The sequence below is a fragment of the Fusobacteria bacterium ZRK30 genome, assembly GCA_024628785.1.
Taxonomy (GTDB): domain Bacteria; phylum Fusobacteriota; class Fusobacteriia; order Fusobacteriales; family Fusobacteriaceae; genus Psychrilyobacter.
On record CP102405.1, the window covers coordinates 1,448,450 to 1,469,600 of the forward strand.

Below are 21,151 nucleotides of genomic sequence, written 5' to 3' on the forward strand. Positions count from 1 at the left end.
CCTAAATAAGGTTAGTGATAACTACAGCTCTAAAATTATTAACATACTTAATTTCATAAATTATCAAATTTAAGATCTTCTTTATCTTTTTTCGGTCCTTTTCATTTTTAATTTTTTTCAGGTACTTTTTTAACAGAGTTTTGTTATCTATATTAATAGTATTAGGTTTGTACTCTTTTAATGACTTTATTTCTTCCTGGATCCCTTCCTTTGTCTTGGATAATTCTGAACTGGTGGAATCAAAAAGGGATTCTGAGACTTTGTTATCCAGGTATTTAGTTAACAAGTTTTTTTCCTTGGTTATAATTTTTTTTAGTTCATTTTCATAGAGGGTAATTCTTACTTTTGGATTATTTGGGTCGTCATCTTCTAAGGTCATCTTTTCCATCTCTTTTTCTAAAATATCGATTACCTGCTCTTCTAGCATAGCACCACTATGCCAGTGTACATGATTTTTACAATCATATGTTAGGTGACCCCGTTTATTCCTGCAAGGATAGGCTTTTTTTCCACATTGGCAGATTACATTATTGAATAGATAATGATCTTTATAACTCTTAGGTTTATTACTTTTCCTGATTTTGTTAATGGAATAGAATAATTCTTCAGAGATGATGGGTTCATGCAGTCCATCTATTAGTTTAGGGGGATTATATACTTTAGTTTTCCCATTGACAGATTCAGTGGCGATAACAATTTTACCGGTATATAATGGATTTTTTAATATTCTGCCAACTTTTTTTCTATCATTCATTCCAAATTTTCTAGCTATGGCTGCTATGGATTCACCTTTTGAATAGAGATTAAAGATCTCACGAACTAAGGGAGCATCCTCATTTATAAATAACTCAGGACCATTACTGGAGTATCCAAGGGGAGTTCTTCCTCCTCCCCATTTACCGGAATACCTGAGGGAGTCTTTTCTTATTTTTATCCTACGGCCGACGATCTTTCTTTCCCTTTCGTTTAGGAGAGCCATGATGTCTATACCAAAGTTTTTATCTATATCATCATCTGTAGCCAGGATCCCTTCCTGGAGGGAGTGAAGTTCTATATCGGCTTCTTTTAGACTTTGGAATAGAAGTCGATAGGTTATGAAATCCCTGGTAGCACGAGAAAGTTCCCATAGGATTAAGATATCAAATTCCTGGTTTTTTATATTATCCTGAAGCTCAAGAAACCCCTTCCGGTCGTTCCTGGCTCCGGACATCTGATCGACATATTCCTTTACAACTTCGATTCCTAGTTTAGCAGCATAATTTCTACATTCTATAAGCTGTGCTTCCCAGTCCTGGTCTTTGGTGGATTCTCTGACATAAATTATTCCTTTTTTATTCTTCATCATCTAATTCCCTTAAAAGTTCCATGACCCTTTTGGAGATCTCCCTCTTTTGTTTTTTAGTTAGTTTTTCATTTCCTAATAGCATATTTTATACCTCCTAATAAATTTTATTTATTCTGGATAACTATCTTTAAACTTTTTCTCTATTTTAATAAGTTCAGATCGAAGTACTAATAATATTGTAGCTGTAGTCCAGGCTATTGAACCTATGATGTAACCTAAATTAAGTTTTCCAAGATAATTAGCTAGGGCTATACTTAAAATTACAATGATATAAGCTGAAATATAAAACTTTGTTGATAACTTCATTTAATCCTCCTACATCTTAAATTTTATTGCTTCTCTCACTAAATACGATTCTCTTGCATATTTTTTTATGTTCTTTTCATCTGTATAGGTCTCTCCCATAAATTGAAGCTCTTTTATACTCTCAAGCATGATAGTGCTGAATTTTACCCAGTTTGAGATAGTTCCTTGAAATTCCATCTTTATCCCTCCTAAATTAAATACAATTTATATATTAGCTGCTATAATCCAGGTAGATCATTAGCACTCCTAATATTTTTTCTTTGGTCGGAAATTTTAATTTTGTGCTATAATTTACCTGCAGGAGTAGTTTTCATACCTCTATTTTTTTCTTTGGTCGGACAAATTTTAGATGTTGATTGCTCCTGCTTTTTTAATTCCTTTTTAGACTTCCAATTTTTTATTGCCCAAAAGAATGTTTTTTCTGTAATTCCCAGAGCATCGCAGTACATTTTGATTTCGTATCCCGGGAGATCTCTTCTAAGCTCTATAATACTTATTTTAAAGCGATCCTTCAGTTCATCAATTAAACCATTCGGTGTCATAATTGCATCCATCAATTCCCCCTATGAAGCTTGTTATATCTCCTGCAAAAAATGTTTTCTAACTCGGTATTTACTATATTTTCATCACTTTTATTCAGGTTATTATATTCTTCATACCCAAATGATTTAGCTATCTGGTTACATAGGTCATCAATTTCATCCTGTGTAGTGATTTTCAGCATATGGGCTACTTTATCAGCCTTAGGAACCTTTTTTATGTCTACCGGCTCAATCACCTTATGGTCTCCATCTTTGAGAATCGCTACTAAGGTTTTAGAATTTATAGCCTTGCTTTTAAGTTTCATAAATTCTATTACTTTTATTACCTCTTCAAGAGATCCCTTTGAATAATTTTTTATGTTTTTCAGAGTTTGGGAATTATAGTTTTTAAAATTATTTTTTACGAGAAGATCTTTTAGGTTTTGAAAAAAAGTATCTTCAGAAGTAGCAGTAGGATTTTCCTCTATTGCTACTACTGTTTCTTTATTCTTTGTTTCTAGGTTCTTAGTTTCTTTATTTAGCGGGATATAGCCGTCACTGGTTACGGATATATCGGTCACTAGTGACGGGATTTCCCTGTCATTAGTTACAGGATTTTCCGGTAACTGTAGAAAGTCAATAAGATTGGCAACTAAGATAGATTTTTTATCTTTACCGCTGTATTTAATCCCTAATTTTCGACTTAAAAGTCTGATATTATCACGACTGATTTTTAAGATATTTTCTCTAGTAAACTCTATGTCACCAACTTCTCTACCATAAGCTAAATCACTTACACTATCATCGCTTGATATTTCTTCTAAGATCACTTTGTGATTGATATAGTAATAGCTAGATATTGGCATTCCCTTTCTTACAATTTTAAATAATCCTTTCTTTACTCCTAATTTTTTTATAGTAGAGATTCTTTCAATATTAATCCCTGTATATAGTTTTATTGATGTATCATGACAATAGAATTCTTCTCCTTCATGGTATCTCTCTTGATCTATTAGATAAGCTACAAGAGAAGCTAATTCTATTCCATATTTAGCCATAAGTTTTTTATTAACCATTAATGTGGCTTCTTGAGATAGAGTATTTTGTAAAATATTTTTATAATTCATAGTTTGCCTCTCTTTTTTCCTAAATTTTCTTTGATAAGTTTTTTCTCGATATTAGAATTTTCTATCTTCAGTTTCTCCCGGCAGCTGACAGAATATTCCAGAAGCCACACTCTCACTTCATCATCTAGTGCTTCATACTGGACCTCTAAAGCATCTATTTGCTTTCTTTTTTCAAAATATGTTTCATTAAATTCATTGATCTTTTTATCCAAATCTTCCAGGGCTTTTTTCATAGACATAAGATCTTTTAGCTTTAGAATCTTGGATCTGGTTTTAGAAAAGGATTTCTGCATATCCTCATTCCATTTATTCAGATTAAAACTCTTAACTCTTCTTTCATCATCGAGATCGTCTATCACTCTTGCATGCCTCAGATGTTCTTCAAATGTTTCTACCCTTACCTGCATATTCATACTTCTTTCTAGCTCTAATGACAGAGCTGAGTCTGGTCTAGCCATGTGTTACCTCCTGGTTTTGATATAAATTTTTGATTTTTCTTATTTAAAAGTTATTCTTAGAGGGTTTATTTACTGTTTTTCCTTTTGAAGTTCCGATTCTTTTTAGAAAGACGATTGCATTTTTGGCAGAAGTAATAGCAATATTTAATTTCTTTGTTGGAATTTTCCCAAAATTTAGGGATTTCATTGATAATATGTATATTGCGATCTCGAAGTTCTTTTAGAATAAATTGCTCTTCTAACTCAAGTTTTGATCTTTGAGGTTTAAAGGTTTTTATAATTGCTAAACGGTATAAATAATCTAGACATACGATTACAGAAATTAATAATCCTAGTATTATTAAAGAATATATAATTAACTTTTCGTTCATTGTTATTTTCCTCCTAAATAGCTTAATACTTTAAGGGTAGATCTGCTTCTACTCTTTTTATTTTTTAAAATTTCTTGAATAAAACTTTCCTCCTCCCTCCTAAAATTACCTATTCTGATGTGCCTACTTATATGTTATAATTTGATCACCACAATAAAATTAATCACAAGGAGGCACAAAAATGAAAGCTGATATAACTGAAGTACAATATATGATGATGAATCACATTAATGGTAACGAGGCTTTATACATCCAAGTTGCACCGGAAAAGCATTCTACAGTTTCCAATTGTTTTGATAATGTAGCTACTAAATGTAAAAAAGATGGTGGGAAACCATTATATGGATGGATAATATGGGATAACCCTTTATATGTAGAAGCAGAGTTTCATTGCATTTGGTCATCTGATGATGGACAAAAATACAAAGATATTACTCCGCAAAAAGATAAAAAAGATAAATTTATACTTTTTTTACCTGATGAAACTGTCACTTATAATGGTATTACTTACCCAACTAAATATATTTCTAAATATAATGAACCAAAATTACTAAATTATATTTCTGCTTTAAGTGAATATCAAAATTTTTTACTTTCTATAAGAGAACCATATTCAAATAAAATTTCTATAAAAGGGGAACATTTAAAAAAATATAAAGAACTATCATTTAATTTAGATCAAGCTAAATCAGCTCTTTCATAGTCTCTTGAAGAAGTTCTTGAAATAGAACTTCTTCTTTTTTTAGTTCGCTTTTAATAAATTTTAAAGTAGATAAACTTGGGAATTCATCTTTTATTTTTTTATATAAAATCTCAATTTGTTCAGCTTTAATTATTAATTTTTTATGGTTATCCATTCCATCGTAAGTTATTGCTTGAATATTTTTCATTCTCCTCCTCCTCCCTTAAAATAATTTATACTGCTTCTCCCCGGTAGGAGTCACATCATAGGTCAGCTTCTTTATTTTCTTTATAAATTCATTCTTTTTTATCTTATCTTTATTCCTAAATACAGTTTTTATAACCTTGGCATTTGAAATTTCCATAGTTTCCTCCTATTATTAAATAAAAATTTGAAATTTGAGTGTAGAATTATTCTTAATTTCAAAATTTGAAATTAAAGCTTTAAAAAAATTTCAAGTTTATTTTCTTTTTCATGATAATACATTTTGACAGTATCCCCTTTTTTTATGTCTAATGCCTTAGTTAATCTAGAAGGGATTGTAATCCCAGCAGAATTTCCAGTCCTCCAAATTTTAAACAATCCTAGAAGCATAACCATAAATAATCACCTCCAATTTCTTTTAGTATAATTCCTAATTTTGAAATTGTCAATATTATTTTTTCAAATTTAGAAATTTGTATTTACATAAGTCAATAAAATAACTAAAATAAAGTAGTAGGAGCGTGATAAGAATGAGTGTAACTAAGGTGTCAGATAATAAATTAAAAGCCCTTGGAATATTTTTAAAAAAAACTAGAGAAAGAGTTAAATTAGGAACAAATCAATTAGCAGCTAAAATTGGAATAAGTCCAAGTTATATAACTAAATTAGAAAAAGGTCATATAGCAACAGTACATCCATATCTACTACGTCGTGTAGCTGAAGGTTTAAGAATAGACTATAAAGAATTATATAAAATAGTAGATTATTTAGACGAAGAAGAACCAATTGAAATGACCTCAAATGGAAGAAGAATTGAAACAATAAAAATTCCTATGTATGGAACTGCTAGTGCAGGACCAGGGTACTATAATCTTCTAGATGAATTAGATGAACAATTTCAAATTCCTATTGAGGATTATAAAGAAGGAAGATTTACAGTCAAAATAGAGGGTGATTCAATGACTGGTATCGGAGGGAAATCTATACCATGTGGATCAATTGCATTAGTAGATCCTATGATGTGTAGTAATATAGGAGAGTTATTGGGAAAGGTTTGTGTATTTACTTATAATGACTCTACTTATATCAAACAATTACAAATAGATGAGCAAGAGATAATACACCTAGTTTCATTTAATCCAAATATCTCAGATATTATTATCCTTAATGAAAATGAATTAAAGTGTGAAGGAAGAGTAATTAAAACTTATTTTGAGCAGAAGTGGTAAGGAGAAAATTATGAATAAAGTGTTTTGGATCTTTAGAATAATTTTGTGTTATTTTCTATATCAAAATATAGAGTTTTTCGGTTATTCAATTGAACTTATAATAACTATGATAATTATATATTTTATGCCTAATATGACTTTTAAACTAATAAGTTCAATGAATGAAGTCGAGAGATATACTAAAAAAAGGGGAAAATAAGTTAAAATTATTAATTAACCAAGAACTTGATGTGTATTCTATATTTCCATTTTTTGAAGACAAGGATGTTATTCTTGCTATTTCCATGGGGAAGTTATTAGAAAACGGAAATATACAGTGGTCTAGTGCTCTTAGATTTCCAATTTCAATCCCTTTTAATCAATTAAAATTAATTTTAGATGAATATGAAATAGATAATGCTTATCGAACTACTTGGGATTATTTTAAGATTGTAGAAGAAGAGGATGTAAAAAATGACTAAAAAAAAATTAGATTTTTTATCAGGAGAGTCGGTTATAAATTGTGGTAAATTATTAAATTTTGGATGTGATAATAGCCGATATTCGAAAGAAGTAAAGAATACAATAGGAGCAAAGGGTGTTTATATAATAATTTCAGATAAACAAAGATATATTTATCCTAAAAAAGACTCTAAAGTAATATATATAGGGAAAGCTGTTAATCTATTTAGTCGTATTGAACGACATAGAAAAAGACTTGAGTGGAACATCTCTAAAAACGATTCTGAATTAAAATATATTTGGGATAATGACAGATATTTATATATGAGAAATCATGGTGCAAATGTATATTATATTAAAGCTAAAACTAATAAACCTGCTATGAAACTTGAATCAGAAATTATGTTAGAATTTTACAGAAAGTACCAAGCTACTCCTATTGGAAATGGTGCTAGATCTTTAAAAGTTGTCGCCCAATAAACTAAAGTATCATAGAGAGAGTTGTAGGTATAACAAAAATACTAAGACTATGAGTGTAGGAGAGGCTAGAGGGTTAGGATTAGAAGCTTGTAAGGTTTGTGGGGAATAAAAAAGGAGTGATAATGGAAACAGTAATAATATTAGTATTTGGGGTATTAATAGGAAGTTTTTTGCCTTTTAACAATCAAAATAAAGAACATATTGAAGGAAAAGTACCGGGAAATAAAAAACAAATAATTATGATTGATGAACTAGTAAAACCAGAAGAAATATTAGATGAAAATGATGAACCAGTAAAACCAGAAGAAATATTAGATGGAAATGATGAACCGGTAAAACCAGAAGAAATATTAGATGAAAATGATGAACCAGTAAAACCAGAAGAAATATTAGATGGAAATGATGAACCGGTAAAACCAGAAGAAATATTAGATGAAAATGATGAACCAGTAAAACCAGAAGAAATATTAGATGAAAATGATGAACCAGTAAAACCAGAAGAAATATTAGATGAAAACAATGAACCAGCAAAACTAGAAGAAATATTAGAACAAAATGAAACTTTAATTGAGAATAAAGGGGGAGAAAATGTGCCAGCTGTAGAAAATTCTGCAATAAATAAAGCTCAAGAGTTACTAACAACTAAAGTTATTACCGTAGGAACAACGATTGCATTAGTAATAATATTCTTATTAATAGTAATAGGATTGTTAAACTATCGAAAAGAAGAAAAAAAGGTTCTTTGAAAAAAATAGAAGAATTTATTGAAGAGTTTGGAAATTTTTGGTGGAAGTATATAGCATGGATAGTGGGTGTTTCATTGACAGGACTTTTCTTACTTTCTTTTATATTAGATAAGGATGTTCAAGTTCAAAATATAAATAATTGGGTATCAATAATGGTAGGTATTACTGCATTTTTTGTTTCTGTTGGAGGAATTGCTTTAAGTTTTTATAACTTAGAAACTACGAGAGAAAGTGAAAAAGAAATAAAAGCTTTTATTGAAAAGTCATTAGAAAAAACAGAAAACAGTATAAAAGCAAGTGTCGAAAAGGAGAAAAAATATAGTATAGTAAAACAAGAAACTGGTAGCGAAATAATTGGTAACATACAAATAGATGAAAATTAAAATAAATTTTAGGAGGAAAAACAATGAAGATTGATAATTTTATTGTAAGAATACAACATGACGGTTTCTATAATGGAACTTCTTCTATTATTGTAAATGAAAATAAAGGACAAAAAAAAATAAAAATAAATACAGGTATAGATTTAATTTTAGATGATAATACTATAGAATGTAAAGTAGATGGGACTTTTGAAATACTTATTGGTGAATTAACTGATGGGGATGGAAATATTAAGTGGATCAATAAAAGTAATATTAATATACCTTTTTACTCTGAACGATTTATTAAAATAAATGGGAAAAAAAGGTGTTTAGCACAAATTGTATTAGATGACATTTTATTTAATTATAAGATGAACCAAAAATATGTGATTTATGGAAAACTTCAATTAAATGAGGAAAAAAGAGGCAGTTGGGATAATTTTAATACTGTATCTCACGACTCTTTTTATAACTCATTAAATTAATTATCTAATTCAAATTACGTAATTCATTAACTCATCTAGAGCTAAATAATATTTGGTGCTAGATATATTTATACTTTAAAAAATATAAAATATACTCCTTTAACATAAGACTAAAGAATCTAGACTCTGTAGTATATGTGACTAAAAGCAGTAAGAAGTACCATAGAAAAGGATGTAGGTATCTGAAAAGTGTAGGAGGGAGTTATCCTCTGAAAGAAGCTGAAGCTTTGGGGTATGAGGCTTGTAGTAAGTATTAAAAAATTGCAGTTAGTTCAGCACCAAGTGTTATGATTTATGATATTAGAAAAGAAAAGATAGTGGAAACTATCTTTTTTTATACAAAAAAATGAAAATAATACATTGGATTATAAAAATTAAGTTAAATTAATTGTAAAAAGGCTAAAAAAAAGTTAAAATAGAGCGGATTAGCGATAAAAAAAATTAATTGGAGGAACAAAATGTGTAGTGCTACTGATATAATAAAAGCAGAATTTAAAGAAGATGGTTTTTTTTCAGAATATTTACCATCTAACTTTAATCTTTCAAATAGTCGAATCAATATTTTTAATATTAAACCAAGTAATAAAACAGACTACATCGATCCTTATAAATATACCATGAGTAGGTTTTCTAAAGAAGAAAGTAGACGAAGAACGATACACTTACCTGAATTAGCTCCTTATGTATTAGTTTCTAACTATATTTGTGATGAAGATATTCTTTCTGAACTCATTGATTTTACAGAAACATATGGTGATAATTCATTTTCTAAACTTCTTTATTCGGACAAAACTATTTATCGTCATGATAAAGATTACAGTAATTTAATAACTACAACTGATGAATCAGATTTAACATATCTACCAAATATTGAAAAAAAAATTAATAAAGCAAAAGGAGCAAAAGGAGTATTACATCTAGATATTTCTAATTGTTATGGTAGTATTTATACACATTTACTCCCTTCTATTCTACTTGGTTATGAAAAATCTTTTTTATGTTTCAGAAATAACGGAAAACCTAATTTAAGTATAACGCCTCAAGAGGCAAATGATTATTGTAAGTATAAAGAATTAGACTCTAAAGTAGGATTACTTAATGGAAAACGTACTAATGGATTATTAACAGGAAGTTTAATTTCTTCTTTTCTAGTAGAATCATTTTTGACCCGTATAGATATAGAAATAGAAAGGTTAGGAATTAACTTCAGTAGATATGTTGATGACTATGAAATATATATATATGATGAAACAAATATAGATGCATTAACAGCACAACTTCGTGAAGTTTTAAGCAAATACCATCTTGATTTCAATAATGAAAAAGCAAAATTTCTAAAATTCCCATACTATGTAGTAGAAAATTTACAACAAATCTATTCAAAGTACACTAGGAGTAAAATGACTAATAGTGAACTTATGAAACTTTTTAATAAATACTTTGAATTAGAAAATTCTGGGATTAAAGGTGCAATTAGATTTCTAATCAAAAGTATCGATGATAAATTAGATTTAGATAATAAAGTTTTATATTCATCTTTTCTTTTAAATGTTTTAGTAAATGACAAAAGGTCTTTAACTAAAGTCTGTGAGTTGATAATAAGTGAAAATATAGAGGTAGATGAAAAATATTTTGAAATAATTATTAACTTATTACATCAAAATATTAAGAATAAAAATGATTTAGAAGTAATTTGGTTAATTTATCTTTTAAAAAGTTTAAGAAAAGTTACATTAGGCAAGGATCTTTTAAGCAAAATTATTGAAAGTGAAAATGAATTAGCTATAATAATGTTAATGGAAGAGTACGGTCAAGAAATTAATGATTATAATTTGAAAGAAGATATTATAAATTTAAATTGTTCTTGGATTTTATCAGCTCAATTATATCTTAAAGATTACATAACTAAGGAGGAATTTAGTTTGAAATCTGAAATTAAATTTAATCTTCCTTTTTATAGTCGGCTAAGAGCTAAAAAATTTACTTTTTATAAGCCAATTGGAACTCAATAATCATTTTGAATTATAATCTAGAAAAACACGAGATAAAGATTGATTATAGTGAAATATATAGATTCACAGATAAAGTTTTTTATAGGCAATTATATAGATTTAGTGATATAATATATACAAAGATTATTGTAGGAAATTATTTGAAATATTCGTAACTCTTTAGTATAGGTTTTTTTATTCCTTAAAAAAGGAGGTTACTATGTCAAATAAAAATAAGAAGGAGAAAAGTATGCCAAATAAATTTTTAAGAGGGTTAAAAATTTTGGGTTATGGTAAAGCAACAGTTGAAGCTAACGAAACGGCAGAAATTACTTCTGAGGAAGCTGAAAAAATAGCCGAAAATAACCAAAAAAAAATAGAAAATTTTAAAAAAAATTTTTCTAAAGTAAAAAAAGATAGTAAAAATTTAAATATAAAGTGGTGAAACTATGCAAATAATATTATCAAATGATTATACAGCTATAAAAGAAGGTCTACTTGCGATTGCTTCACCTAACTGGGCAACTAAAGTTTTAATAGGTTTAACTATTATATTTTGGTTGTTAGAAAGGCACTCTGAACGTTCATACAAAAATTCTATTAAAAAAGATGAAAGAGCTAGAAATACTTCAATTAATTACGAAATAGATCGAAGTATTTTAGATTGTATGTATGAATTGATAGATCCAGATCCAGATCCAGAGATTATAGTTAATGCAGTAGCTTTAAAAAAACAAATCGGCAATTATGTACATTTAATTAATAATCACTCTAGTATTTATAAAAATTTAAACATTCTAAATTTTTTACATAAGTTTAAAGTAGAATTAGAAAACCAAAATAATGACGCACTATTTGATTTGGCTTTTCTAATCGTTGATATTTTAGAGTCTAAGGAAAATTAAATCTAAAACTAAAAAATATGGGAGAACTCATAAATTAATGAGTTCTTTTTTTATTACTTTATCATTTTTTCAATTTAATGATTGATGATAAAAAACTTTTGTAACTACAATAAAATGGTGGTACAATAGATTATCAAAAATAAATAACGAAAGGAAATGATAATGAAAATAAAAAAAATTATATTGGCTCTGATTAGAGCAGGGTTTGAAAAGGATATTAAAGCGATAGAATCTCTGTCATTATCTTTACTGAGACTTAATAAAAAGGAAGATCCGTTATTAGCTGAAGAAATAGCGTCAATATTAGCTCAAAAAAAAGTTGGAGCTTCAAGTTATAGAAGCATAGGATTCAATTCAAGTCCAGTAGATGAAGGTAGTCAAACTGCACTAGTCCAAATAAGAGAACCTATTAGTATAATAAAACCTGTCTTCAATGAAAATATTGAAGAAGAATTTCAAAATTTTATTAAAGAGAGAAAAAAGATTTCTGAATTATTAAAGTATGGAATTAAACCTTCTAATAGTATCATCCTTTATGGAGAGCCCGGAGTAGGAAAAACATATTCAGCAAAATGGTTATCTTATAAACTAGACATGCCTTTAATAACGTTAGATCTTTCAGCAACTATATCTAGTTATTTAGGAAAAACAGGGCAAAATATTAAACAAGTTCTTGAATATGCGAAATCATTTAACTCGATTTTGTTTTTAGATGAATTTGATGCTATTGCTAAAAAAAGAGATGATCAAAGTGATATTGGTGAGCTTAAGAGAATAGTAAATATATTACTTAAGGAACTAGAAGAATGGCCGGCAGATAATATTGTTATAGCGGCTACTAATCACCCAGAAATATTAGATAAGGCTATCTGGAGAAGATTTGATAAACATCTTGAATTAAAAAATCTAGATAAAAAATTAACTGTAGATATAATCAAAAAAGAACTAGAATTGATTAAAAATATAAATAAAGAAGATTTAGAAATGATTTCTTATTTTGTTAAAAATCAAAGTCCCGCTAATATAGTTAAATTATGCGATTCTATAAAAAGACGATATATTTTGTCAGAAGAAAAAGATAACTTTAGAAAACACATTTATACGGAGCTTAAAAGAAATAATTATAACGGATTAAAAGATAAAGAAATTTGTCATTATTTAAAAAAAATAATACCTAATATTACAGTTAAAGAAATTGTTAAAATAACAGGAATTTCTCAAGCAACTATATACAGATATTTAAGAGAAGATTAAAAAATTAAGGGGGAGAAAAAATGAAAAAACTACCTATTTTATCAAAAGGTGAAAAATTAGTTGAACCTATAACTAAAAAATTTGCACCAAATAATGAGACTTTTAATTTAACTGTAGAAGAAGCTAAATTAGAAAGAACTCGAGAAATAGAAAAAATAATTTCTGAAATTGAATGTAATAGTGAAAAATATGATAAAGAAATAATTGTAAGTGTAAGAATGGGTAAGCATATAGCTAAGAGCTATAAACCTACTAGTTTTTTGCCAAAAACTTTAGGAAAGATAATTGGAGGAAGAAGGTATACTTCTGAAATAGAAGGAGTGTCAAAACTTTATTTTTTTAGAACAACTACCGAGAAATTAAATAACTTAAAAAAAACAGTTAACACTATAACAGTTCCTAGTCAAGCTTGGGAAAAAGACATAAAAAGAATAGAAAAAATAGACTTTTTAAGCAACAAAGAAAAAATAGATGGATTTGAGAAAAATTGGAAAATTGGAACAGTTGAAATTGTAATACATCCTACTGAAACAGCAAAAACAGACGTATTAAAGAAAATTAAAAGAATATTAGAAGGGAAAAAATATAAAATAAAAGAATATAAAAATGGACCAATCTTCATATCAACTCAAATAAATAAGACTTTATTAAATAAAATATTAGATTATAACTTTCTAAGAACCATTCATCCAATTGGAGATGTAGAAATCCCAACCTCTATTGAAGTAAAAGAAAAAAAGTCGATTTTAAGAAATTTTCCACTTTATAAACCGTCTGTTTTAGTAGGTGTATTTGACGGAGGAGTAAAAGAGGATAATCCTTTATTCAAGGGGTTAGTAAAAAATTATGATTGTGTTTCAACAATTGAAGACAGTGGTAGTCTTGAACATGGAACTGGAGTTTGTGGAGCAATTCTATATGGAAATTTAGACACTACTAATAAAAATATCATAGATGTTTCACCTAAAATAGGAGTAGAAAGCTTTAGAGTTTTTCCACCACTAGATATCAATGATAATGATTTGTATGAAGTAGTCGATACAATTGAAGAAACAGTAGAAAATAGAAAGGACATAAAAGTTTACAATCTTTCTTTAGGGCCCTGTGGCCCAATTTTACAAGATGATATAAGTAGGTTTACATATGCACTAGATACTCTATCTTATGAGAAAGATCTTATATTTTGTACAGCTGTAGGTAATGATGGAGAAGAAACTTTTAATAGAATTCAAAGTCCTTCAGACATGGTAAATGGTTTAGGAATTGGAGCATATAGCTATAATGATCAGGGAGTAAAAGTAAGAGCTCCTTATAGTTGTATTGGAGAAGGGAGAGAAGGCGCTAAGGTAAAACCTGATCTATTAGCTTTTGGTGGTTGTGAAAATAACCCTTTTGAATTAATTTCTACAGATGGAACAGACATAAATTTTAGTGTAGGAACAAGCTTTGCTGCACCTATAGTTGCAGGGAAAATAGGTCGAATGATGGCTGAATCTCAAGAAATATCTCCACAGTTAGCAAAGTCGTTACTAATTTTGAATTCTGATAACAATGGCAACATAAAACCTACTTTAGAAACTGGGTACGGCTTTTTAAATAAAACAGAAGATGATATTTTAAATTGTTCTAATAACAATGAAGTAATAATCGTTTATAATGGAGAAATATCTCCAGGTAGTCAAGCAAAATTAAAAATACCATATCCTGAAACAAATCATAAAGGAAAAGTAAAAATAACTTGGTCATTAAGTTTAGCAACCCCTGTAGATGGTTTAGATACTGATGGATACACTAAATGTTGTATCGTTGATACTTTTTATCCACATAGTGAAAAATTTAAATTTTCAAAAAATAAAAAAAATAGAATTGTAAATGTTAACAAAGATAGAGAAAAGGTTGAGGAATTAATATCACAAGGTTTTAAACAAAGTGCTCTTCCTGATACAGAATCAGGAAACCTTTATAAATGTGAAAGAGAATTGAGAAAACATATGAAGTGGGATACGACAGTTAAAAGGCACGTATCAAAACTTAACAAATCATTAAAAGATCCTTTTCTTGTATTACACGGAATGGAACGAGAAGCATCAGAAAGTGATAAAATTAAATACGCATTATCTGTAAAAGTTGAATTTATTAAATATGCAGGTAATCTATATAGTGAAATTAGAAATCAATATAAAATACTCTCACCTCTACAACTAAGAACACAACTTCAAACTCAAATAGAAGTTTAAAAATTATTTTTATTTTTTTGTAGTTCCCTATGTATAATAAAACTTAACCAAAGAATTTTATTTTATACTTAACAAAAATATATAAAATATGTTACCTTAAAATAAGACCGAAGAAAAAAGTTTAATTGAGGAGGGTATTTTATATGGATAAAAAAAACAAAGACAAGACCGAAAAAATGTGTGAAGTTATAAAAAAGCAAAAGATCAATAAATTCACCGGGAAAATGGAAATTAATTTTTTTAATGGTGTTCCTGAAACAATAAAAAAGACAAGTTGTGAAAAAGTTTAGTTGCGAACTGGATTAAAATAATGTATATTTAAATTGTAGTAAATAAAATTAAATAATTAAGTGGAAGGTTGAATTTCAAATTGAGCTAATCGATAAAAAGAAAGCAGATTTGTCAGCATAAAACCTTTGACCATGAACCAAACGTATAAAGCCGGGGTACATGATATAGACGATATAAGTCTATACATGTACTTCGGCTTTTTTTATTTTTATAGGGATAATATTCTATCAGATTTGGGAATATTTACAAATTAAGTCGGTGGGGACTTGATACCCAATAGGGGGTGCTTATGAACTGGAAAGATCAAAGAAAGCTAAGACAAACTCAAATGAAAGCCCTGGAAGATGAAAGAAAGGATCTTGCCAAAATAGGATGGCTGGCTATGAATAAAACAGAAAGAGAGCAGCTAAGAAAACTAATAAATTTTAATTGGGATAAAATGCCAGACTATGCCAAAGCTAAGATCTCAAAAGATGATTATATTAAATTTGAAACTCAGGAACAGTGTGCAAAATTTGCTGAGAAATTAAAAAAATAATTATACAGTTTATGTATTTTTAAAGATATTGCAATGAAGTGGACCTCCTAAAACAAATCACTGTTGCAATATCTCTATGAGTATATAAAAAGGCTCTTAAAATAGTCGTTTAAGAGCCAATTTATAAAATGGTTGTAATGAATTCTCTTGGGGAGAGAACGGCATTTGGTTAAATACAGTAATATCATCACATAAACATTTTACATTTGTTTAGTTCTTTAGTCAACTTAAGAATTGATAAAATTTTAAAAGGAGGGGATATGGTAGGGCTAGATAGAGCTTCTATATGGGTATTAGTAAATGCTCATATTGAGTTAATAGACATAGGGATACGAAAAAAATACCGTCATATCCTAGGCAGAAAAGTATTAGGAGATACACAAAATTACTCCATAGGAAAGGAAAACATAAATGAGATCAAGGTTATAAGTCATTTAAATAAGACTTCTACAATAAAAATAGATTTTTCTTATCCCAGGAGTAATGCAGCAACTAACCTGTATCCACTAACCTCAGAGGTAGAAAAGAAAATTGTAGATGATAAAATCTTAAATTTAGTAAAAGAGATATCCTTGGACAATGAGATAACTATCCATGATCTATTCTATGATTACTTTGAATTAGCTATCCAGGAATATATAAGTTCATTCTATAAGTTTAACAATCTAATTATGATATTTTATAGGGCCTTAGCCAGGGAATACGATACTAAAGACAGCCTGGTCTATTCAAACTACAGAACAACTATAGACAGGTTTTATTCTACAGGATTTCTATTTAAGATCATGGTTGGATGGCAGATCAGATTATATTCAAAAGCACATGAACATAATAAGAAAAACCTAGAGAAGCAAAAAGGTGCATTGATTAAGTTAGAACATAAGATAACCCAATCTATAATCAAGAAAGTATGCCAGACAAATAGCGTCTATGATCTCACAATAAGAGATATAGCAAATTCAGTTAAAAATCATATTGGAGAGAAACTATTTAAATTAATAGCAAATGAATTATCCCGGAACGATGAGATCTTAAAAAGGAGATTCTCTAATTTTGATTCCAGGGAACTATCTAACCTGGTCAGAGACTATGAGGAGTGGATCTATGATGAAAAGATATTAAATGCAATCATAACCCGGAACAGTAAGAGGTCTAAAGCACAGATAGAAAGATATCGAAGGACAGTTAAGATAGCATTGAGGGAAAGCCAAATAAGAAGTTCTCCATATAGAGATAATTTTAAAAATATAGAACGACTAGAGTTATTTATAAATAAATTACTCCTAATCGAATGTGAAGTTAAATGTAATTACAAGAAACATTTAACTTTTAATCAGCTTAAAAACCATCATAAACATGAGGGTTTTTTGATAGAAAAAAAAGTAACATATCAATAAAAACAATGCCTAGAGACGTTTGCCTCGCGTAATAATAAATAGAAAGCATCTAAGTCCTGAAAGAGTATTTAATATTAAAAAGATTTTAGCTAAAACAAGTAACGACATTTTACGAAAATGGAGGTGGGAGTATGAAGAAATTAAAAAGAGCCAATAAATGGCTCTAATTATTATTACAAGCTACCATTCCACCAAGTTACAACAGCAAGAATCGGCACTAGCATTAATATAACCTTTATTTATAGCCTTTAGTACTGCGGATTCTAAATTCTTATGGAGTCCTAAACTAAGATAAAACCTAAGTTTAGTACGAAGGGCTAACGGTAAATCAAGGTACCTTATCAGTTGTAGACATTTGTTAGTGTGAATCTTTTGGGTTTTCATATCGATGTAAAAAAGCATATTTGTTCCTCCTATGTATTGTTTGCTGAAAGTATAACATGAAAACCAAAGTAAAACTTAAGAAACTTATACCAATTTTAAGTATATAGTTGAGAATTAGGAGTAAATATATGGCCAGAAAGAAGATAGATAAACTAACTAAAGATCAATTAGCAGCACTGGAACTATATGTGCAGCTTACAGCTAATAAGTTTGGCAAGACTAAGAAGGCTAAATATCAAGAGATATCTAAGAGGATGAAGTTACCAGTAAATACAATCACTGCCTGGATTTATAGACATGAAGTTCATTACAGAGAATATATAGCAGAGATAGTAGAAGAAAAAAATGCAATTAAATGCACCTTTGATGGGTTGACAGAAAAACAGACCAAGTATGTCAAAGCCAGGCTGGAAGGAAATGGGACAGAGGAAGCTAAGAAGATAGCTGGCTATTCAGAAAAGACTAAGACCTATGATGTGGAACGATCTAGAAATCTAACTCAAACCATAGAAGAGCTGAGAAAAGATCTTATCACTGATACAAAGCTAGGAGCATATGCACAGATCAATGACCTAAGAGATATCAAGAGAAGAGCCAAGGAAGGTGTCACTGAGACAGAGTATGTGGAGGAGAATACACCAGATGGAAGGAAGACAAAGAAAGTTGTAAAGAATAAGAAGTCATTGGATACAGAGATCAGTGCCATAAGGGAGATCAACAATATACTTGGATATAGTTATGCAACAGAGAAGAAGCACAGCGGAACAACAGCTTCAGGCAAAGAAGTAGTTAGGATAGATGAGGAAGATTAAAAAAGGTACTGTGAGCGTTCTATAGAGAGCTTTGCGGGGATAATTTGCGAAAGTTTTTTCGTAACAAAATTTTTATTTGGGACTTCCAAAATTTTTAGGAGGATATATGGGGCAGACAATTTTAATCGGTGAAAAACAATTAGCTAAGCAGTTTTTAATCACTGAAAGGCAGGTAAGATCTCTATTTAAAAATTTCAAGTATGCTCCTGGAGAATATTTGTATAAAGAGTGTGTCAAAGAGTATATCAAGCAGATAAAAAGTAAAAATGGAGATCACAACCTTGAAGATCAGAAATTGAAAAAAGCAAAAAGAGAAACTCAGGAATTTAATCTAAAAATCTTGAAAGATGAATATTACCCAGATCATATAGTCAGAGGGGCCTTGGCTGATATGCTCATAAAATTTAAATCACAGTTACTGAGTACCAGTAGGAAAATAACTATTGAGTTAGAGCAAAATGAAAATCCAGATGTAAAAAAAATTGTAGAAAAACATGTACTAAAAGCCCTGGAAGAATTGGAAAAATATGATCCTCCAAGTAATAAAGGTGATAAGCGATGAATGAAAGAAAAAAAGTAAAAAAATTATTCAAAGAGTGCCTGGAGTTATTGAAGCCGCCAATTAATTTAAGTATCAGTGAATGGGCAGATGCAAATAGGATCTTATCTTCAGAAGGGTCTAAAGAGATAGGGGCCTGGGAAACTAAAAGAACTCCATACATGATAGAGATCTATGAAAGATTAGAATCTGGAGAAGTTAGAGAAGTAATCCTTAAGATGGCTTCACAACTGGCTAAATCAGAATTCATAAATAATATCTTCGGGAAATATGCACACCTGGCTCCCTGTCCAATGCTCTTGGTACAGCCCACAGATACCATGGCAATAGCATATTCAAAGGAGCGGATAGCTCCAATGATAAGAGATACCTACGTATTAAAAACCAGAATCAAGGATGCAAACTCAAAGAACTCAGGGAATACAGTTACACACAAGATGTTCCCGGGAGGATACCTTGCCTTTATAGGATCTAATTCACCAAGTAAATTAGCAGCCAGGCCGATCAAGATAATTTTCTTTGATGAGGTAGACAGATATCCCGAGTCTTCAGGGAGGGAAGGAGATGTAATATCTCTTGGACGAAAAAGATTAACTACCTATGGGGATGAGAGTAAGTGTATTATCACAGGAACCCCTACTGTTAAAAATAAAAGTGCCATAGAAAAAGAGTTTGCAAATGGATCACAGGCAGTATGGAAGCTCCCTTGTCCCCATTGCGGGGAATATCAGGTATTAGATTTTAAAACCCTGAAGTGGATAGATGATGACCATGAAACTGTAGAGATGGTTTGTAATGAATGTGGAGTGTTATCCCATGAGAAAGAATGGAAGAGAGGAAATCAGTCTAAAGGGAAATGGGTACATAAATTTCCTGAAAAGAAAAAGAAGTTAAGTTATCACTTAAACGCTTTAGCCAGTCCATGGAGAACATGGGAATCAATAGTTGAAGAATGGATAGAATCCCAGGGAGATATGGAAAAGATAAAGACATTTAAAAATACTGTCCTGGCAGAAACATGGGAAGAGCAGAATATTAAAACTATCGACTATATGACTTTATACAAGAGAAGGGAAAGCTATAAAGCGGAAGTTCCTGAAGGAGTTTTACTCTTAACAGCAGGAGTAGATATTCAGCATAACAGAATCGAAGTAGAAGTTAAAGGCTGGGGATTAGGCCGTGAAAGCTGGGGAATTATATACCAGGTATTTTATGGGAACCCATCAAAAGAAGAAGTCTGGAATGAACTGTATGAATTTTTAAAATCTGATTTCTATTTTGAATGTGGAACTCCCTTAAAGATCTTTGCAACTTGTATCGATACTGGGTACAACACACAAAATGTTTATGATTTTGTCTCTGATAAGGAGCACGAAAGGATCTTCGGTATTAAGGGGCAGGGTGGAATAGTTCCAATAAATAATGGATTTAGAAGAACTAAGCATAATGAAATTAATCTTTATTCCATAGGGGTCAATGCATTAAAAGATTCAACTATGAGTAAATTAAGGATCAAGAAAAAAGGAAAGGGATATTGTCACTATCCTAAAAACCCGACAAGAAACTATACTGAAAAATATTTTATGAGTTTAACAGCCGAGGTAAGAGATCCTAGCAGCAATAAATGGATAAAAATAAGAGATAGAAATGAAGCGTTAGATCTACACAACTACAATGAAGCAGCATTAGAAATATATAATTACGACATGAAAACTTTAGCAAAATTATCCAAAGAAGATTTAAGTTTATTATCTAAACTTGGATATCTAGAAAGGGAGGCAGAATGAGTGTTACAGGAATAACTTTGGAGATGTGCCAGGAAAAATTAAAGATGTATTTAAAAGCTGAAGAAAAAGTATTGTTAGGCCAGGCATATAACATAGATGGAAAAGAAGTCACAAGAGCAGACCTGGGGAGAATACAATCAGGAATTAAACTCTGGGAAGAAAGGTGCAGAAAATACGGTAATCCCGGTAATACAGGAATGACAATAGAGAATGTAATACCAGGGAGACATTAGGAG

The 21,151-nt window shown here is 29.7% G+C and carries 29 protein-coding genes; 19 read left to right on the forward strand and 10 right to left on the reverse strand.

What is annotated here, in order from left to right; all coding sequences use genetic code 11:
- Position 1: 1 nt before the first annotated feature.
- The 7 genes from NRK67_12010 to NRK67_12040 all read right to left on the reverse strand — a co-directional run bounded on the left by NRK67_12010 (position 2) and on the right by NRK67_12040 (position 4,128).
- Positions 2-1,342 (reverse strand): recombinase family protein, encoded by a 1,341-nt coding sequence (locus NRK67_12010; GenBank protein UUV18006.1) that lies wholly within the window; start codon positions 1,340-1,342, stop codon positions 2-4.
- Positions 1,343-1,453: 111 nt separating this feature from the next.
- Entirely contained in the window at positions 1,454-1,651 is a 198-nt protein-coding gene (locus NRK67_12015) for a hypothetical protein (protein ID UUV18007.1), read from the reverse strand.
- 9 nt (positions 1,652-1,660) lie between these two features.
- Positions 1,661-1,828: a hypothetical protein gene (locus NRK67_12020; protein UUV18008.1), complete on the reverse strand. Its 168-nt coding sequence runs from the start codon at positions 1,826-1,828 to the stop codon at positions 1,661-1,663.
- 107 nt (positions 1,829-1,935) lie between these two features.
- Positions 1,936-2,205, reverse strand: a complete 270-nt coding sequence (locus NRK67_12025; GenBank protein UUV18009.1) for a hypothetical protein — start codon at positions 2,203-2,205, stop codon at positions 1,936-1,938.
- Complete coding sequence (locus NRK67_12030; protein ID UUV18010.1) at positions 2,205-3,299, reverse strand: hypothetical protein; 1,095 nt, start codon at positions 3,297-3,299, stop codon at positions 2,205-2,207. The genes NRK67_12025 and NRK67_12030 overlap by 1 nt, the downstream gene beginning before the upstream one ends.
- Entirely contained in the window at positions 3,296-3,757 is a 462-nt protein-coding gene (locus tag NRK67_12035; protein ID UUV18011.1) for a hypothetical protein, read from the reverse strand. The genes NRK67_12030 and NRK67_12035 overlap by 4 nt, the downstream gene beginning before the upstream one ends.
- Positions 3,758-3,822: 65 nt before the next feature.
- Positions 3,823-4,128 (reverse strand): hypothetical protein, encoded by a 306-nt coding sequence (locus NRK67_12040; GenBank protein UUV18012.1) that lies wholly within the window; start codon positions 4,126-4,128, stop codon positions 3,823-3,825.
- 181 nt (positions 4,129-4,309) lie between these two features.
- On the opposite strand from NRK67_12040, the gene NRK67_12045 reads away from it, so the two are divergent.
- The gene (locus NRK67_12045) at positions 4,310-4,831 is read left to right on the forward strand and encodes a hypothetical protein (protein ID UUV18013.1); all 522 of its coding nucleotides are present in this window, start codon (positions 4,310-4,312) and stop codon (positions 4,829-4,831) included.
- Here the strand turns inward: NRK67_12045 and NRK67_12050 are convergent.
- The 3 genes from NRK67_12050 to NRK67_12060 all read right to left on the reverse strand — a co-directional run bounded on the left by NRK67_12050 (position 4,812) and on the right by NRK67_12060 (position 5,410).
- A complete protein-coding gene (locus tag NRK67_12050; protein ID UUV18014.1) occupies positions 4,812-5,018 on the reverse strand; it encodes a hypothetical protein in 207 nt (68 codons plus the stop codon). The two genes, NRK67_12045 and NRK67_12050, sit on opposite strands and share 20 nt — an antisense overlap.
- A gap of 15 nt (positions 5,019-5,033) precedes the next feature.
- The gene (locus tag NRK67_12055; protein ID UUV18015.1) at positions 5,034-5,174 is read right to left on the reverse strand and encodes a hypothetical protein; all 141 of its coding nucleotides are present in this window, start codon (positions 5,172-5,174) and stop codon (positions 5,034-5,036) included.
- Positions 5,175-5,245: 71 nt separating this feature from the next.
- A complete protein-coding gene (locus NRK67_12060) occupies positions 5,246-5,410 on the reverse strand; it encodes an AbrB/MazE/SpoVT family DNA-binding domain-containing protein (GenBank protein UUV18016.1) in 165 nt (54 codons plus the stop codon).
- Between the two features lie 134 nt (positions 5,411-5,544).
- On the opposite strand from NRK67_12060, the gene NRK67_12065 reads away from it, so the two are divergent.
- From NRK67_12065 to NRK67_12150, 18 genes are all read left to right on the forward strand, one after another.
- A complete protein-coding gene (locus NRK67_12065; protein ID UUV18017.1) occupies positions 5,545-6,243 on the forward strand; it encodes a helix-turn-helix domain-containing protein in 699 nt (232 codons plus the stop codon).
- Positions 6,244-6,404: 161 nt separating this feature from the next.
- Entirely contained in the window at positions 6,405-6,704 is a 300-nt protein-coding gene (locus NRK67_12070) for a hypothetical protein (protein UUV18018.1), read from the forward strand.
- Positions 6,697-7,164 (forward strand): GIY-YIG nuclease family protein, encoded by a 468-nt coding sequence (locus tag NRK67_12075; GenBank protein ID UUV18019.1) that lies wholly within the window; start codon positions 6,697-6,699, stop codon positions 7,162-7,164. Before NRK67_12070 ends, NRK67_12075 begins: the two co-directional genes overlap by 8 nt.
- A 122-nt stretch (positions 7,165-7,286) precedes the next feature.
- Positions 7,287-7,910: a hypothetical protein gene (locus NRK67_12080; protein UUV18020.1), complete on the forward strand. Its 624-nt coding sequence runs from the start codon at positions 7,287-7,289 to the stop codon at positions 7,908-7,910.
- Complete coding sequence (locus NRK67_12085) at positions 7,907-8,293, forward strand: hypothetical protein (protein ID UUV18021.1); 387 nt, start codon at positions 7,907-7,909, stop codon at positions 8,291-8,293. Before NRK67_12080 ends, NRK67_12085 begins: the two co-directional genes overlap by 4 nt.
- Before the next feature lie 23 nt (positions 8,294-8,316).
- A complete protein-coding gene (locus NRK67_12090; protein ID UUV18022.1) occupies positions 8,317-8,760 on the forward strand; it encodes a hypothetical protein in 444 nt (147 codons plus the stop codon).
- A 458-nt stretch (positions 8,761-9,218) separates the two neighbouring features.
- Positions 9,219-10,772, forward strand: a complete 1,554-nt coding sequence (locus NRK67_12095; protein UUV18023.1) for an RNA-directed DNA polymerase — start codon at positions 9,219-9,221, stop codon at positions 10,770-10,772.
- 199 nt (positions 10,773-10,971) lie between these two features.
- Positions 10,972-11,196 (forward strand): hypothetical protein, encoded by a 225-nt coding sequence (locus tag NRK67_12100; protein UUV18024.1) that lies wholly within the window; start codon positions 10,972-10,974, stop codon positions 11,194-11,196.
- Positions 11,197-11,200: 4 nt separating this feature from the next.
- Positions 11,201-11,656: a hypothetical protein gene (locus NRK67_12105; protein ID UUV18025.1), complete on the forward strand. Its 456-nt coding sequence runs from the start codon at positions 11,201-11,203 to the stop codon at positions 11,654-11,656.
- Between the two features lie 162 nt (positions 11,657-11,818).
- Entirely contained in the window at positions 11,819-12,910 is a 1,092-nt protein-coding gene (locus NRK67_12110) for an ATP-binding protein (GenBank protein UUV18026.1), read from the forward strand.
- A 20-nt stretch (positions 12,911-12,930) separates the two neighbouring features.
- On the forward strand, positions 12,931-15,147 hold the full coding sequence (locus NRK67_12115; GenBank protein UUV18027.1) for a S8 family peptidase: 2,217 nt from the start codon (positions 12,931-12,933) through the stop codon (positions 15,145-15,147).
- A 143-nt stretch (positions 15,148-15,290) separates the two neighbouring features.
- Positions 15,291-15,437 (forward strand): hypothetical protein, encoded by a 147-nt coding sequence (locus NRK67_12120; GenBank protein UUV18028.1) that lies wholly within the window; start codon positions 15,291-15,293, stop codon positions 15,435-15,437.
- Between the two features lie 290 nt (positions 15,438-15,727).
- Positions 15,728-15,976: a hypothetical protein gene (locus NRK67_12125; GenBank protein ID UUV18029.1), complete on the forward strand. Its 249-nt coding sequence runs from the start codon at positions 15,728-15,730 to the stop codon at positions 15,974-15,976.
- 260 nt (positions 15,977-16,236) lie between these two features.
- A complete protein-coding gene (locus tag NRK67_12130) occupies positions 16,237-17,373 on the forward strand; it encodes a hypothetical protein (protein UUV18030.1) in 1,137 nt (378 codons plus the stop codon).
- Positions 17,374-17,885: 512 nt separating this feature from the next.
- Positions 17,886-18,569, forward strand: coding sequence for a hypothetical protein (locus NRK67_12135; protein UUV18031.1), 684 nt, complete (start codon positions 17,886-17,888; stop codon positions 18,567-18,569).
- Positions 18,570-18,675: 106 nt separating this feature from the next.
- Complete coding sequence (locus tag NRK67_12140; GenBank protein UUV18032.1) at positions 18,676-19,131, forward strand: hypothetical protein; 456 nt, start codon at positions 18,676-18,678, stop codon at positions 19,129-19,131.
- A complete protein-coding gene (locus tag NRK67_12145) occupies positions 19,128-20,915 on the forward strand; it encodes a phage terminase large subunit family protein (protein UUV18033.1) in 1,788 nt (595 codons plus the stop codon). Before NRK67_12140 ends, NRK67_12145 begins: the two co-directional genes overlap by 4 nt.
- Positions 20,912-21,148, forward strand: coding sequence for a hypothetical protein (locus tag NRK67_12150; GenBank protein UUV18034.1), 237 nt, complete (start codon positions 20,912-20,914; stop codon positions 21,146-21,148). Before NRK67_12145 ends, NRK67_12150 begins: the two co-directional genes overlap by 4 nt.
- The last annotated feature ends 3 nt before the right edge of the window (positions 21,149-21,151 follow it).

Excerpts from the sequence above, each read along its gene's own strand:
- NRK67_12010 (UUV18006.1), bottom strand. The coding sequence starts at position 1,342 with ATGAAGAATAAAAAAGGAATAATTTATGTCAGAGAATCCACCAAAGAC.
- NRK67_12015 (UUV18007.1), bottom strand. The coding sequence starts at position 1,651 with ATGAAGTTATCAACAAAGTTTTATATTTCAGCTTATATCATTGTAATT.
- NRK67_12020 (UUV18008.1), bottom strand. The coding sequence starts at position 1,828 with ATGGAATTTCAAGGAACTATCTCAAACTGGGTAAAATTCAGCACTATC.
- NRK67_12025 (UUV18009.1), bottom strand. The coding sequence starts at position 2,205 with ATGGATGCAATTATGACACCGAATGGTTTAATTGATGAACTGAAGGAT.
- NRK67_12030 (UUV18010.1), bottom strand. The coding sequence starts at position 3,299 with ATGAATTATAAAAATATTTTACAAAATACTCTATCTCAAGAAGCCACA.
- NRK67_12035 (UUV18011.1), bottom strand. The coding sequence starts at position 3,757 with ATGGCTAGACCAGACTCAGCTCTGTCATTAGAGCTAGAAAGAAGTATG.
- NRK67_12040 (UUV18012.1), bottom strand. The coding sequence starts at position 4,128 with ATGAACGAAAAGTTAATTATATATTCTTTAATAATACTAGGATTATTA.
- NRK67_12045 (UUV18013.1), top strand. The coding sequence starts at position 4,310 with ATGAAAGCTGATATAACTGAAGTACAATATATGATGATGAATCACATT.
- NRK67_12050 (UUV18014.1), bottom strand. The coding sequence starts at position 5,018 with ATGAAAAATATTCAAGCAATAACTTACGATGGAATGGATAACCATAAA.
- NRK67_12055 (UUV18015.1), bottom strand. The coding sequence starts at position 5,174 with ATGGAAATTTCAAATGCCAAGGTTATAAAAACTGTATTTAGGAATAAA.
- NRK67_12060 (UUV18016.1), bottom strand. The coding sequence starts at position 5,410 with ATGGTTATGCTTCTAGGATTGTTTAAAATTTGGAGGACTGGAAATTCT.
- NRK67_12065 (UUV18017.1), top strand. The coding sequence starts at position 5,545 with ATGAGTGTAACTAAGGTGTCAGATAATAAATTAAAAGCCCTTGGAATA.
- NRK67_12070 (UUV18018.1), top strand. The coding sequence starts at position 6,405 with ATGAAGTCGAGAGATATACTAAAAAAAGGGGAAAATAAGTTAAAATTA.
- NRK67_12075 (UUV18019.1), top strand. The coding sequence starts at position 6,697 with ATGACTAAAAAAAAATTAGATTTTTTATCAGGAGAGTCGGTTATAAAT.
- NRK67_12080 (UUV18020.1), top strand. The coding sequence starts at position 7,287 with ATGGAAACAGTAATAATATTAGTATTTGGGGTATTAATAGGAAGTTTT.
- NRK67_12090 (UUV18022.1), top strand. The coding sequence starts at position 8,317 with ATGAAGATTGATAATTTTATTGTAAGAATACAACATGACGGTTTCTAT.
- NRK67_12095 (UUV18023.1), top strand. The coding sequence starts at position 9,219 with ATGTGTAGTGCTACTGATATAATAAAAGCAGAATTTAAAGAAGATGGT.
- NRK67_12100 (UUV18024.1), top strand. The coding sequence starts at position 10,972 with ATGTCAAATAAAAATAAGAAGGAGAAAAGTATGCCAAATAAATTTTTA.
- NRK67_12105 (UUV18025.1), top strand. The coding sequence starts at position 11,201 with ATGCAAATAATATTATCAAATGATTATACAGCTATAAAAGAAGGTCTA.
- NRK67_12110 (UUV18026.1), top strand. The coding sequence starts at position 11,819 with ATGAAAATAAAAAAAATTATATTGGCTCTGATTAGAGCAGGGTTTGAA.
- NRK67_12115 (UUV18027.1), top strand. The coding sequence starts at position 12,931 with ATGAAAAAACTACCTATTTTATCAAAAGGTGAAAAATTAGTTGAACCT.
- NRK67_12120 (UUV18028.1), top strand. The coding sequence starts at position 15,291 with ATGGATAAAAAAAACAAAGACAAGACCGAAAAAATGTGTGAAGTTATA.
- NRK67_12125 (UUV18029.1), top strand. The coding sequence starts at position 15,728 with ATGAACTGGAAAGATCAAAGAAAGCTAAGACAAACTCAAATGAAAGCC.
- NRK67_12130 (UUV18030.1), top strand. The coding sequence starts at position 16,237 with ATGGTAGGGCTAGATAGAGCTTCTATATGGGTATTAGTAAATGCTCAT.
- NRK67_12135 (UUV18031.1), top strand. The coding sequence starts at position 17,886 with ATGGCCAGAAAGAAGATAGATAAACTAACTAAAGATCAATTAGCAGCA.
- NRK67_12140 (UUV18032.1), top strand. The coding sequence starts at position 18,676 with ATGGGGCAGACAATTTTAATCGGTGAAAAACAATTAGCTAAGCAGTTT.
- NRK67_12145 (UUV18033.1), top strand. The coding sequence starts at position 19,128 with ATGAATGAAAGAAAAAAAGTAAAAAAATTATTCAAAGAGTGCCTGGAG.
- NRK67_12150 (UUV18034.1), top strand. The coding sequence starts at position 20,912 with ATGAGTGTTACAGGAATAACTTTGGAGATGTGCCAGGAAAAATTAAAG.